The following is a 13183-nucleotide window of genomic DNA, read 5'->3' as shown; positions in this document are numbered from 1 at the left end:
CTGATCAAGGCCAGCGTGGCACATGCCTATCGATGGCGATCACCGCCGTGCACACGTTCCAGTCGCAGGTGGCCCATAGTGCGGAGTACTTGCACTGGGCTAGCGGGAACCACCCGGGGGGCCGTGGCAACGTGGGGGCAGCAAGTTCTGCCCTGCTCGACGACGGACAGCCCCCCGAAGCGCAGTGGCCGTACGACGCGGGCGTCGACGAGGCCGACCCGTCGTACGGGCCTCCCGCCGCTGTTGTCGGGCCAAACGTTCGGGCACATGTAGTCCGGGGGGCCGGCATCGATGAGATCCGACGTGCTCTTGAGTCCGGGCGGTGGCCGGTCCTTCTGCTCCGCGTCACCAACTCGTTCCTTCATGGAACGGGACTTGTCTTGCCTGATGGGCCCGGAGTGGCACGGCATGCTGTGGCTGCGGTCGGGATTGCGCGGGTCTCTGGTCCGCACCTGCCCGCCGGACTGGCGGACGGAGAGCTGCTTGTCTGCGTGAGAAACAGCTGGGGCGAGAAATGGGGAGCTAGCGGGCATGCACTGGTGAGTGAGGCGGCGCTCGAGCAGTGTCTCGAAGGCGTCTTAACCATCGAGCCCGCCTAGGGCACCCATGCAGAGGCGCCGTGGTCAGCGTGCGGTCAGCGAGCACCCCGGACAGAGGTCACTCGACGAACTACCCGCATGTAGTTTCGCCGTTCCGCGCGTTGTCCACAGCCCAAGATCGAGCTCCCAAAGCATGTCTAGTCGCCTCGAAGCCACTCAGGCGAAGCCGAGCCAGCGGACATGGCTGTTGTCGCAGGTCGGAGCGGCATGGGTTCTGCGACGTCCTGTCCGGGTACCGGTCTTCGTCGACATTGGTGGCAGCCATGTCGCGGGTGGGATACGGGTCAGCGTCGCCGAGCGGTCAGCGTGAACGTCGCCGGGAGCCGCTCAGGGCGGTCGCGAAGGCGGTACTCACCGATCTGCTCGTCCAGTACCAGCAGCCCGGGGAGGGCATCCCACGGCACGCTGTCGTGTTCGGTCAGGGACGTCAGCTCCAGGCCTGCCTCGAGCACCGCCGTGACGATCTCGCCGAGTCCGTGGTTCCACTCCATGGATCGCGGTTGCGCGACCTTGCCGCTGCCGGCGTAGCTGGACTCGTCGGTCCAGACGAGAGGTTCGGCCTGCTCGAAGTAGGGGAGCTCGAGCCCGGGCGTGAGCGTGCCCGGCGTAGTGATCCATGGCTGCTGCTCGCGATCGACGTGCTCGGCGCCCACCGCCATCGCGAGAGTCGACAGCAGCACCGGATGGCCATCGCGGACGAACAGTCGGCCACCCGGGCGCAGCAGGTCGGCGACGGTCTGCGCCCACCGGCGGATGCTCGGCATCCAGCAGATGGCGCCGATGCCGGTGTAGACGACGTCGAAGCGGCGGCTGCCCAAAGCCCGCGGCGCGGCGTACACGTCGGATTCGACGTACTCGATCTCCGCCCCTGCGCGCTGGGCCAACCGCCGCGCCTCGTCGAGCGACGCCCCGGAGAGGTCGACGCCGGTGACGCTCGCGCCGAGTCGGGCGAGGCTCAGCGTGTCGGTGCCGATGTGGCACTGCAGGTGGACGACGTCCAGGCCCGCGATGTCTCCGAGGCGCGGACGGTCGAACTCGACGACGCTCGAGAGGCGCTGCGGGTCGGCGAGCAGCGCCTCGATCCCGTAGCCCTGCGCGTGGACCGGCGCGCGGCTGTCCCAGTTCGATCGGTTGACGTGGAGGTATCCGCCGACGGGCACGCTCGGGACGCTAGCAGCGAGGCAGGCTCGCCGATGGCCCGTCGGGGATGTGCGCTGCGAGGTGACCCTTGAGCGCTCCTCCTTCATGGATGGTCGCGACGCGGGCTCACGCGGAAGTCATCCCCGCGAGCCCCTGCTCCAACGTCACCCCCGCCACGTACCCGAGCTCCCTCCGCGCAGCCGTGATGTCGTATGCCCGGTCGCGCCCCGTGAAGCTCACCAGCCAGTTCGTCAGCGGGGGAGCGGTGCGCCGCCGCAGCACCCGCGCCGCGCGGTCCAGCACGGCGGCAAGGGGCGCGGCCACCGCGAGCGGGACGCTGCGGCTCCCCGACACGTCGATGCCCTGCGTCGCCAGCAGCGGCACCAGGAACTCGCGGATCGGCCCCGGTGCGCCGTCGGTCACGTGGTAGATGCCGCCCGCCCGCCCGCGGGTCAGCGCCAGAGCCAGGGCGGAGACGAGGTTGTCGACGTGGACCATGTCGACGGTGTGGCGGCCGTGGTCGATCCAGGCAAACCGGCCCGTTCGCGCCGCCTCGACGAAGCCGTCGATCGTCGCCATCCCGCGCCCCCAGATGAACGGCGGCCGCAGGATCACGAGCTCGGTGCTCCCCGCCGGCGCGGCGAGGAGGGCGCGTTCGGTCGCGAGCTTGACCCTGCTGTACGCGATGTTGGGCCGGCCCTCGGGGGTCGTCTCGTCGACGACCGGGCGGCGCTGGCTGCCGGTGGAGACGGAGGCGGCGCTGACGAGGACGAAGCGGCGCACTCCGGCAGCGACGGCGGCGGCGTGCAGCGCGACGGTGGGTGCGTAGTTGAGGCGCTCGAACAGGGCGTCCGGCCCCCAGAACTCCATGTGCGCGGCCGTGTGCACGACGGCGTCGACGTCGGCGAGGCGTGCGAGCCACTCGGCGCCGGCCGCGTCCGCCAGGTCGGCGAGGTCCCCGTGCAGCGCGACGGCGCCGGCCGCGCGGACCCGCTGGGCGCTGGATTCCGACCGTGCGAGGGCGGTGACCTGGTGGCCCTCGGCGACGAGGCGGCGCACGAGCGCGCCCCCGACGAAGCCGCTGCCTCCGGTGACGAAGATCCTCATGGCTGGTCCTCTCCGATCGACCTGCGTGGGCTGCGGTCGCGCGACGGCACCACCCGGGACCGCATCGACACCAAACAGTTCGGTATCAATACATCGAGATCTATGTAACCCGCCGTAGGATCGGCTCGTCAAGGGAGGGGCGGTGCCGATGGCACGCAGGAGAGCGACGGTGACGGCCGCCGAGGTGGCGGACGAGTTCAGCCGCACGGCCAAGGTGCTGGTGCGGCGCCTGGACGAGCGGCTGGGCGGGCACGGCGTGTCGACGCCGCGGTCACGCCTGGTGGTCGAGGTGGCCCGGTCGCAGCCGGTCCGCCTCACCGAGCTCGCGCACGCGGTCGGCATCGCGCAGGGCACGGCCTCGACGCTGGTCGACGGGCTCGTCCGCGACGGGCTGCTCGAGCGCCGGCCGAGCGCCGACGACCGGCGGTCCGTGCTGCTGCACGTCACCCCCGACGGCGCCGACCTGGCGAGCGCGTGGGTCGCCAGCTACGAGCGCGCGACGGACGAGCTGTTCGCGGTGCTCGACGACGACGAGCTGACGGCCCTGGCCGTGATGCTGCGGAAGCTCGGTGCCGCGCCGACCGGCGACGCCCCCGGCCGCCCCGCCCCGGACTGATCCGGGCCGGAGCGCCCGAGGGCGCCGCCCTGCACGCGAGGGCTCAGCGCGCGGTCGCCCGCGCCGCCTCCTCGATCAGCTCCGCCACGACGCCGGGCTGCGACACGGTGACCGCGTGCGACGCGTCCACCTCGACGGCGTGGGACGACGCCCGCGACGCCATGAACCGCTGCGCCTCCGCCGGGACGGCCAGGTCGGCGAGGGTGACGAGCGTCCACGACGGGATCGTCTTCCAGGCGGCCTTGGTCGCCTTGTCGGCGAGCGCCTCGCCGATGATCGGCCGCTGGGTGACGGCCATGACGGACGCGACGTCCGCCGGGACGTCGCCGGCGAACACCGGCCCGAACTTGTCGAGCTGGATGTAGAGGTCGTCGACGGTGCGCCCGTCGGGGGTGCGCACGGGCACGGGCCGCAGCGCGCCGCCGAGCTCGTTGCCGGGGTAGCGGCCGGCGAGCTCGCCGGTGCTCTCGCCCTCCTCGAGCAGGAAGCTCGCGACGTACACGAGCGCCCGGACGCCGGGGTGGCCGTCGGCGGCCTCGCTCATGACGGTGCCGCCGTAGGAGTGGCCGGCCAGGACGATCGGGCCGTCGATGCTGTCCAGGACGTCGCGCAGGAACCGGGCGTCGCCGTCGAGGGAGCGCAGGGGGTTGGCGACGGCGAGCACGGGGTAGCCGTCCTGGCGCAGCCGGGCGATCACGTCGTTCCAGCTGGAGGAGTCGGCGAACGCGCCGTGCACGAGCACGACGGTGGGGGTGGAGGTGCCGGTGCTGTCGAGCGTGGTGTCGGTCATCGGAGTGTCCTCTCGGTGATCCGGGGCGGGCGGGTCCCGCTCCGGTCGGGATGAGTAACGCACGCGGTATCCGATATATTGCATCCAGCGATACGCTCTGTCGAGAGCTAGCCCCTGACCGATCCGAGAGGACCCGCCCGTGCCCGTCCCGGCAACACCCCCCGGCGTGGACCGCCACCTGCTGCGCGACGACGTCTACCTGCGGCTGCGCGACGCGATCGTCGACGGGACGTTCGAGCCGGGGGAGCAGCTGCGGGACCAGGAGATCGCGGCGTGGCTCGGCGTCAGCCGCACGCCGGTGCGCGAGGCGCTGCTCCGGCTCGCGCAGGGCGGCCTCGTGCTCGCCCAGCCGGGGCGCTCGACGATCGTCAGCCCGCTCGACGCGCGCGAGGTCCGCGACGCCCGCGACGTGGTCGCCGCGATGCACGAGGTGGCCGTCCGCGAGGCGGTGCCGCTGCTCACGGAGGCGGAGGTCGTGGAGATGCGGGACGCCAACGTCCGCTTCGCCGCGGCGGTCGAGTCCGGGGACGTCGACGCGGCGCTGCGCGCGGACGGCGAGCTGCACGGCGTGCTGGTCGACGTCGCCGGCAACCGCGCCCTCGAGCGGGTGCTGGAGCTGTTCACGCCCGCGGTGCGGCGCGCGGAGCGGCTGCGGTTCGAGTCGGAGGCCGGCCGGCGCTCGGTCGCGCAGCACGACGAGCTGATCCGGCTGTGCGCCGCGGGCGAGACCGACCGGGCCGCTGCCGTCGCGTACGACACGTGGCACAGCCTGGAGAGCACGCGGGAGTGAGCGCGGGTGCCCGGGGCGCATGAGGCCCTAACCTGGGGCTCTGTCAGGGGGGGTAGCGCCCTCCGGGGGCGAGGGACGAGGAGCCGCAGTGCCAGGAACGCGTCGGCGGGCGTCCTTGAAGGACGTGGCGCGGGAGGCCGGCGTCTCGTACCAGACGGTGTCGCGCGTCATCAACGACGGCGGCCGGGTCTCGACGGCCACCCGCGACCGGGTGCTCGCCGTGATCGCGGAGCTCGGGTACCGCCGCAACGACGCGGCGCGCGCCCTGGTGACGAGCCGCTCGCACACGATCGGCGTCATCGCCGACGCCTCGCCCAAGTACGGGCCCGTCAGCACGCTCGCCGCCGTCGAGTCCGCGGCCCGGGACGCGGGCTACACGGCACTCGTCACCACGACCAGCCACCCGTCCCCGCAGGAGGTGGCGGCGATCTTCCGCGCGTTCGTCGAGCGCGGGGTGGAGGGCGTCGTCGTGATCGCCCCCCGGGTGTCCCTGTCGCACGTGACGCAGGAGGTCACCGCCGGGCTCCCGGTCGTGCTGCTGTCGCCGGGGGAGACGAGCCACGAGGGCATCACGGTGTTCTACGAGGACCAGGAGCTCGGCGCCCGGCTGGCCACCCGGCACCTCGTGGAGCTCGGCCACCGCGAGGTCGCGCACCTCGCCGGCAGCCAGGACTGGCTGGACGGTCAGGTGCGGCTGCGGGGCTGGCAGGCCGAGCTGCGCGCGCACGCGCTGCCGGCGCCGGCCGTGCAGTACGGGGACTGGACGGGTGAGAGCGCGTACCGGATCGGGCGCCGCATGGTCGCCGCCGGCCTGCCGACGTCGGTGTTCGTGGCCTCGGACCTCATGGCGCTGGGCTTCCTGCGCGCGCTGTACGAGGCGGGTGTCCGGGTGCCGCAGGACGTCTCGGTGGTCGGGTTCGACGACAACGAGTTCGCCGCGCAGGTGTTCCCGCCGCTGACGACGGTCCGCCAGTCGTTCGCGACGGTGGGGTCGCGCTGCATGGAGATCCTGCTCGGGCTGATCGAGGGCCAGGACGTGGACACGTCGCCGGCCGAGCCGTCGCTGGTCGTCCGGGCGTCCGCCGCCCGGCCCGCGCGCTGACCTCCGCCCGCCGCCCCTCCCGCCCGCCCCCCTCCCGTCCGGGTCGAACGTCCCGCCCGCACGGCACCCCGCGCACCGAGACCGAATCGTGATAGGCGAACGTTCGCCCAAACCCTTGACCCCGCTCAGGGCGAACGTTCACACTCCTCGGGACGGGGACCTGCCGAGGACGGCGCCCCGCACTCGGGAGCAGCCGTGACGGGCGTCCCGACCCCGCACCACCACCGCACACCGATCGAAGGAGATTGATGATGTTGCGCAGGCTGCGTTGGGTGGCACCACTGGCGGTCGCCGCCGTGGCACTGACCGCGTGCTCGTCGGAGAGCGGCGCGACCACCGAGCAGAACACCGAGGTCTCGACCCAGGCCGACGAGGCGCTGGCCGAGCTCGAGGGGCAGGTCCTGGCCCAGGGGCCGCGCGGTGAGGACCCGGCGCCCGCGTCGGAGGCCGCCCTCACGGACGACGAGGTCGCGCAGGTCCGCGAGATGGGGGCGACGGCCGCGATCGTCATGCACTACGGCGGCAACGACTGGGCGAACGCCCAGATCGCCGGGCTGCGTGAGCGGTTCGAGGAGCTCGGCATCGAGGTCGTCGCGGTGACGGACGCCGACTTCGACCCCGGCCAGCAGGTGTCGGACATCGAGACCGTCATGGCCCGTGACCCGGACATCATCGTGTCGATCCCGACGGACCCGGTCGCCACCGCGGCGGCGTACAAGGCCGCGGCGGACGCCGGCGTGAAGCTCGTGTTCATGGACAACGTCCCGGACGGCCTGGAGCCGGGGACCGACTACGTCTCGGTGGTCTCGGCCGACAACTACGGCAACGGCGTCGTGTCCGCCCACCTCATGGCGAAGGCGCTGAACGGCTCCGGCAAGATCGGCCTGATCTACCACGAGGCCGACTTCTTCGTGACGCAGCAGCGGTACGAGGGCTTCAAGACCACCATCGAGGAGCAGTACCCGGACATCGAGGTCGTCGACGAGCGCGGCATCGCCGGGCCCGACTTCGCGGGTGACGCCCAGGCCGTCGCGGACGCGTGGCTGACGCAGTACCCGGACCTCGACGGGATCTGGGCCGTCTGGGACGTCCCCGCCGAGGGCGTCATGGCCGCGGCGCGCGCCGCCGGCCGCACCGACCTCAAGATCGCCACGGAGGACCTGGGGACGAACGTCGCGATCGCGCTGGCGCGCGGCGAGATGGTGGTGGGCCTCGGCGCCCAGGTGCCGTTCGACCAGGGCGTGACCGAGGCCGACCTGGCCGCGGGCGCGCTGCTCGGCAGGACGGCCCCGCCGTACGTCGCGCTGTCCGCGCTGCCGGTCACGCACGACAACGTGCTCGACGCGTGGCAGCAGGTCTACCACGCGGACCCGCCGTCCGAGGTCACGGACTCCTACGCCGACTGAGGCGACCCCGCGGCCGGCGGCGCCGCCGGGACCGGGAGCCGCTGCTCCACCCCCGGTCCCCACCCCACAGACACGACTGCGCACGAGGAGGTGCCGCATGCCCAGCGAGCCCCCGCTCGCCATCCGGATGCACGGGATCCGCAAGGCGTTCGACGGCGTGACGGTGCTGGACGACGTCGACTTCGAGGTCCGCCCGGGAGAGGTCCACGCCCTGGCGGGCGGCAACGGAGCCGGCAAGTCCACGCTCATGAAGATCCTGCAGGGCGTCTACCAGCGGGACGCCGGGGTCGTCGAGGTGTTCGGCGAGCCGCTCGAGGCCCGCAGCATCCAGGCCGCCCGCGCCGCGGGAGTCGGGATGGTGTTCCAGGAGTTCTCGCTGATCAGCACGCTGACCGTGGCGCAGAACATCTTCCTCGACGGGGAGCCCACCCGCGCCGGGCTGATCGACGACGCCGCGATGCGGACCCGCGCGGCCGCGCTGCTCGGCCGCATCGGCGTCGCGATCGACCCGGCCGCGGAGGTGGGCTCGCTCTCGACCGCCCAGTGGCAGCTCACCGAGATCGCGAAGGCGCTCGGCCAGGACGCCACGGTGCTGATCATGGACGAGCCGACGGCCTCGCTCGCCAAGCACGAGGTCGACGCCCTGTTCGAGCTGGTCGCCCGGCTCAAGGAGCAGGGGATCGCGATCGTCTACATCTCGCACCGCATGGACGAGGTGTACCGGATCGCCGACCGCATCACGATCGTGCGCAACGGCCGGAACCTCGTGACCGCGGCGCTCGACGAGATCACGCCGCAGGAGATCGTCGCCGGCATCGCGGGCAGGGAGCTGGCGGCCACCGCCGGGCCGGTGCGGGACACCGAGCCGGGGCCGGTCGTGCTCGACGTCCGGGACGTCCACGCGGCGGGCGTCGACGGGGCGACGTTCCAGGTGCGGGCGGGCGAGGTGGTGGGGATCGCCGGCCTCATGGGGTCGGGCCGCACCGAGCTCGCCCGGGCGCTGTTCGGCATGAGCCCCGTCACCGCGGGCTCGGTGCACCGCAACGGCAGCCCGGTGCGCCTCGGGTCGGCCGCCGACGCCATCGCCGCCGGGATCGCGCTCATCCCCGAGGACCGGCGGCTGCAGGGCCTGGTGCTCGACCACTCCGTGCGGGACAACCTCACGCTGCCCCTGCTGGACGGGCTGCGCCGGCACGGCCTGATCGCCCGGGACAAGGTGCGCGCGCTGTCCGACCGGCTGATCGAGCAGCTCTCCATCGCGGTGGCCCGCCCCGACGGGCCCGCCCGCCTCCTGTCCGGGGGCAACCAGCAGAAGATCGTCATCGCCAAGTGGCTGGGGACCGACCCCGAGGTCCTGGTGATGGACGAGCCCACGGCCGGCGTCGACGTCGGCACCAAGACCGAGATCGTCCGCATCGTGCGCGAGCTCGCGCGGACCGGAAAGGGGATCATCGTGATCTCGTCGGAGTACCCGGAGCTGATCGCCATGTGCGACCGGTTCCTGATCATGCGCGACGGCCGGGTCGTCGACAGCATCGACGCCGACCGCATCACCACCGAGGTCGAGCTGGAACTCGCCGTCCAGGGGATCGCGGCATGAGCACCACCGCCCCCGACCGGCCCGGCACCCGCGCGGCGACGCCGTGGTGGCGGAGCGCCGGCGCGCGCATCGACTGGCGCCGCGACGTCATCTACGTCGGCTTCGTGGTGGTGTTCCTCGTGTTCGCCGTCCTGCTCGGCGACCAGGGCTTCCTGTCGACCACCAACCTGCTGAACATCCTGCGGCAGTCGGCCATCATCACGATCATCGCCGTCGGCATGACGTACGTGATCGCGTGCGCCGAGATCGACCTGTCCGTCGGCTCGATCGCCGGGCTCACGTCCATCACCGCCGCCATGGCGATCGCCGCCTGGGGCCTCGTGCCGGGCATCGTCGCGGGGCTGCTGGTCGGGGTCGTCGTCGGCGCGGTCAACGGCTCGCTGGTCGCGTTCCTGCGCATCCCGTCGTTCCTCGTGACGCTCGCGATGCTCGGGATCGCCGCGGGCGTCGCCCAGTGGGTCACCGCGTCGGCGCCGCAGCCCATCCTCGACCGCACCTTCAACACCGTCTTCGGCAGCGGCAACATCGGCCGACTGCCGGGCCTGGTCGTCTGGAGCGCCGTCGTCGTCGCCGTCGGGGCGGTCGTCCTGAAGAAGGCGAAGTTCGGGCGGCAGGTGCTCGCGACCGGCGCCAACCGCACCGCCGCGGAGTACTCCGGGATCAACACCCGGGCCATCACGTTCCGCGTGATGATGCTCTCCGCGATGGCCGCCTCCCTCGCCGGCCTCCTGTACGCCGGGCGGCTCCAGTCCGGGCGCTTCCAGTGGGGCGCCGGGGACGAGCTCTCCGCCATCGCCGCCGTGATCCTCGGCGGCACCGCCCTGGCCGGCGGACGCGGGTCCGTGGTCGGCACCCTCTTCGGCGCCCTGCTCATGGGCCTCATCAACAACGGCCTGATCCTCGCCGGCCTCGACTCGAGCCAGCAGCAGGTCATCAGGGGCGTGATCATCGTCCTCGCGGTGGCCCTCGCCCGGAACAAGTAGCACCACCACTCACCCAGGAAGGAAGGGACGCCCCGTGCCCCACCACTCCGGCACCCACCGCCCCGTCACGATCCAGAACAGCTCCCTCGCCGTCGACGGCGAGGAGGTCAGCCTCTACGGCGGCGCCGTGCACTACTGGCGCCTCGAGCGCGACCGCTGGGAACCGATCCTCGACTCGGTCCGGCGCATGGGCTTCACCATGATCTCGATCTACATCCCGTGGGAGGCCCACGAGATCGAGAAGGGCCGCTTCGACTTCGGCGAGATCAACCCGTCGAACGACATCGACGCGTTCCTCACCCTCTGCGAGCAGAAGGGCTTCCGGATCGTCGTCCGCCCCGGGCCGCAGATCAACTCCGAGCTGACCTGGTTCGGGTACCCCCGGCGCATCCTCGCCGACGAGCGGCTGCACGCCGTGAGCGGCAAGGGGTCCAAGGTGATCCTCACGCAGGTACCGAAGCCGATCCCCGCCCTCAACTACGCCTCCGAGGCGTTCTACGAGGAGACGGCGCTCTGGTACGACGCGATCTGCTCGATCCTCGCGAAGCACGCCTACCCGAACGGCGGCATCGTCTCCGCGCAGGTCGACAACGAGATGGCGTACTTCTTCGGGGTCAACGCATACATCGCCGACTACTCGGCCGAGTCGATCGAGAACTACCGGGCGTTCCTGGTCGGCAAGTACGGGGACCTGCCGGGTGTCGCGGCGGCGTACTCCCGGCCGTACGCCGAGCTGTCCGAGGTCGAGCCGCCGCGGCGGTTCGAGGCGACCGACAAGGCTGACATCCCCTGGTACGCCGACTGGGCGGAGTACCGCGAGCAGTACCTCGTGGACGCCATGGACCGGCTCGCCGGCATGATGCGCGAGCGCGGGCTCGGCGGGATCACCCTGTTCCACAACTACCCGCACCCGCTGGGCCCGGGCGGCGCCGCGTCGGGGTTCACGACCCCGTTCAACCTCATGCGGCTGGAGGACAAGCTCGACTTCGTCGGGTTCGACATCTACTCGCGCAAGGAGCTGTTCTCCCACGTCAAGACGGTCGCGTCGTACGTGGCCGGGACGAGCCGCTACCCGTACATCCCGGAGTTCATCGCCGGCGTGTGGCCCTGGTACCTCAACCCGGGCGACTGGCACGACGAGGAGTTCGTCACCAAGGCGGCCCTCATGCAGGGCATCCGCGGGTTCTCCCGGTACATGCTCGTGGAGCGCGACCGGTGGCTCGACTCCCCGGTGCGCCGCGACGGGCGCGAGCGCCCCGAGAAGGTCGCGATGTTCGGGAACGTCAACGCGATGCTGGACCGCGGCGAGTACCACCGGTTCCGGCGGGACGCGGACGTGCTGCTGCTCGCCAACCGCGAGTACGACCGGCTCGAGGCGACGAGCGTCCTGGTGTCCTTCCCGGGCGACTTCCTGGAGACGCCGTCGGGCTTCTCGGAGTACGCCGGGCCGGTGACGGTCAGCGAGGCGACGCTCGGCTTCGACCAGCCCGTGCAGCTCGCCAAGGGCACCTGGTTCGGTGCGTTCTCGGACGCCCTCGCGGCGACGGGCGCGAGCACGGTGCTGTCCGACACCGACCTGCGCCCCGAGCGCTGGGCGGGCCGCAAGGTCGTGGTGCTCACGACGCTGGACTACCTCGACGAGGGCGTCCAGCGCGGCCTGGTCGACTTCGCGCGCGGCGGCGGTCACGTCGTCGTCGGGCCGAAGGTGCCGGGGCTCGACAGCGTGATGCGGCCCTGCCCGGTGCTCGCCGACGCGGTCGGCGAGGCGCTCGCCGACGCGGCGGGTGACGTGGTGACCGCGCAGGTCGGCGCCGGCTCCGTCACGGTCGTGACGCAGCTCGACGCGGTCCCGCAGGCCGTGGCCCGGGTGGTCCGCGACGCGGGCGCCCACGAGGTCGTCACCAACGACCCGCGCCTCGACGTCACCATCCACTCCGACCCGCACGACCCCGGCACGCTGCTGGTGTTCGTCGCGAACCCCACCGCGGAGCCGGTCGACGCCGAGGTCGGACTGGGCGTCGGCCTCAAGGAGGTCCACGAGGTCTGGGACGACCGCGACGTCACCACCTCCGGCACCACCGTCGCCGAGCGCATGGCGCCGTACTCGATCCACGTCTACCGGTGCACCGTCACCGCCTGAGAGGAGCACCTTCATGCTGCATCAAGACGTCCTCATGGCCGACATCGACGTCGACCAGTGGCGCAACGCCCAGTCGCTGCTGCTGCGTTCCGCCAAGGCCGCCCGCCGGCTCGTCGTCATCCACGACCGGGGCACGGTGGTGAAGTTCCGGCACACCGCAGGCACCGCGTGCACGGGCCGCGTCGACCGGGTGGACGACCCGCACGCCCTGGCCGAGGCGCTGTACGCGCAGAACGCGGAGGCCGTGGACTTCGTGGTGGTGATGGAGCGCGACGCCGTCGACTCCTACTTCGCCGCCGTCCAGGACTCCTGGGACATCGACGAGGACCTCGACGTCTTCGTCCAGCGCACGTACGCGCTGCTCGACCGGTACCCGGACGGCATCGTCACGTTCCCGGGCGCCGCGCGGGACGTGCTGGGGCTGCAGTGGGCGACCGGCGCGTCGCGGGACGACGTGGAGCGCGCCGCCCGGGCGCTCGTGCCCGCGGGGACGACGGTCGTCCTCGGCGTGTACGACGCCGGCAGCCTGTGGGCGTCCCTCGTGCTCGACCTCGACGAGGACCACAAGGTCACGTCGGTCACGACGGCGGACCCGTCGCTGGTCGACATCGCGGGGACCCGGGAGGAGGTGCTCGGGCGCCTCACCGCCTGGCAGGAGTCGACCGGGCGCACCGTGTCCCTCGCGCTGCTCCTGGACCGTCCGGCGGCGGACGAGTACCTGGCCGCCCCGGCGGACCGCAAGGGCGCCGTCCTGACGGCGCTCGTGGAGGGCGGCACGGCGACGTTCCGCGTCTGACGACCGGTGGCCGGCCGGCCCCGACCGACCGGCCGGCCACCGGCGCACCGGCGCGACGGCGGGCGGGAGATCGGCCCGGTACGGGGTCCCGCGGGTGTCGGGGGCCCTAGCCTG

The 13183-nt window shown here is 72.4% G+C and carries 11 protein-coding genes; 8 read left to right on the top strand and 3 right to left on the bottom strand.

What is annotated here, in order from left to right; genetic code table 11:
* Nucleotides 1-883: 883 nt before the first annotated feature.
* Both P9841_RS07375 and P9841_RS07370 read right to left on the bottom strand, forming a co-directional pair.
* On the bottom strand, nt 884-1759 hold the full coding sequence (locus P9841_RS07375) for a class I SAM-dependent methyltransferase (protein WP_283321413.1): 876 nt from the start codon (nt 1757-1759) through the stop codon (nt 884-886).
* Between the two features lie 106 nt (nt 1760-1865).
* Nucleotides 1866-2846, bottom strand: a complete 981-nt coding sequence (locus P9841_RS07370) for an NAD-dependent epimerase/dehydratase family protein (RefSeq protein WP_283321412.1) — start codon at nt 2844-2846, stop codon at nt 1866-1868.
* Nucleotides 2847-2994: 148 nt separating this feature from the next.
* Here P9841_RS07370 and P9841_RS07365 point away from each other — a divergent pair, with 148 nt between their 5' ends.
* Complete coding sequence (locus P9841_RS07365) at nt 2995-3462, top strand: MarR family winged helix-turn-helix transcriptional regulator (protein WP_283321411.1); 468 nt, start codon at nt 2995-2997, stop codon at nt 3460-3462.
* 43 nt (nt 3463-3505) lie between these two features.
* Here P9841_RS07365 and P9841_RS07360 read toward each other — a convergent pair whose 3' ends face one another.
* Nucleotides 3506-4252 carry an alpha/beta fold hydrolase gene (locus P9841_RS07360; protein WP_283321410.1) on the bottom strand — a complete coding sequence of 249 codons (747 nt, stop codon included), beginning with the start codon at nt 4250-4252 and terminating at the stop codon, nt 3506-3508.
* 166 nt (nt 4253-4418) lie between these two features.
* On the opposite strand from P9841_RS07360, the gene P9841_RS07355 reads away from it, so the two are divergent.
* From P9841_RS07355 to P9841_RS07325, 7 genes are all read left to right on the top strand, one after another.
* Nucleotides 4419-5042 (top strand): GntR family transcriptional regulator, encoded by a 624-nt coding sequence (locus tag P9841_RS07355; RefSeq protein WP_283321409.1) that lies wholly within the window; start codon nt 4419-4421, stop codon nt 5040-5042.
* An 88-nt stretch (nt 5043-5130) separates the two neighbouring features.
* The gene (locus tag P9841_RS07350) at nt 5131-6144 is read left to right on the top strand and encodes a LacI family DNA-binding transcriptional regulator (RefSeq protein ID WP_222171435.1); all 1014 of its coding nucleotides are present in this window, start codon (nt 5131-5133) and stop codon (nt 6142-6144) included.
* A gap of 272 nt (nt 6145-6416) precedes the next feature.
* Nucleotides 6417-7550: a substrate-binding domain-containing protein gene (locus P9841_RS07345; protein ID WP_283321408.1), complete on the top strand. Its 1134-nt coding sequence runs from the start codon at nt 6417-6419 to the stop codon at nt 7548-7550.
* A 97-nt stretch (nt 7551-7647) separates the two neighbouring features.
* Complete coding sequence (locus P9841_RS07340) at nt 7648-9150, top strand: sugar ABC transporter ATP-binding protein (protein ID WP_283321407.1); 1503 nt, start codon at nt 7648-7650, stop codon at nt 9148-9150.
* Nucleotides 9147-10133 carry an ABC transporter permease gene (locus tag P9841_RS07335; protein ID WP_283321406.1) on the top strand — a complete coding sequence of 329 codons (987 nt, stop codon included), beginning with the start codon at nt 9147-9149 and terminating at the stop codon, nt 10131-10133. The genes P9841_RS07340 and P9841_RS07335 overlap by 4 nt, the downstream gene beginning before the upstream one ends.
* 34 nt (nt 10134-10167) lie before the next feature.
* On the top strand, nt 10168-12273 hold the full coding sequence (locus P9841_RS07330; RefSeq protein ID WP_283321405.1) for an alpha-amylase family protein: 2106 nt from the start codon (nt 10168-10170) through the stop codon (nt 12271-12273).
* 13 nt (nt 12274-12286) lie between these two features.
* A complete protein-coding gene (locus P9841_RS07325) occupies nt 12287-13069 on the top strand; it encodes a hypothetical protein (protein WP_283321404.1) in 783 nt (260 codons plus the stop codon).
* Nucleotides 13070-13183: the final 114 nt, after the last annotated feature.

It is taken from the genome of Cellulomonas sp. ES6, assembly GCF_030053835.1.
Classification (GTDB): Bacteria; Actinomycetota; Actinomycetes; order Actinomycetales; family Cellulomonadaceae; genus Cellulomonas.
This window is presented reverse-complemented; position numbering and strand designations above follow the sequence as displayed.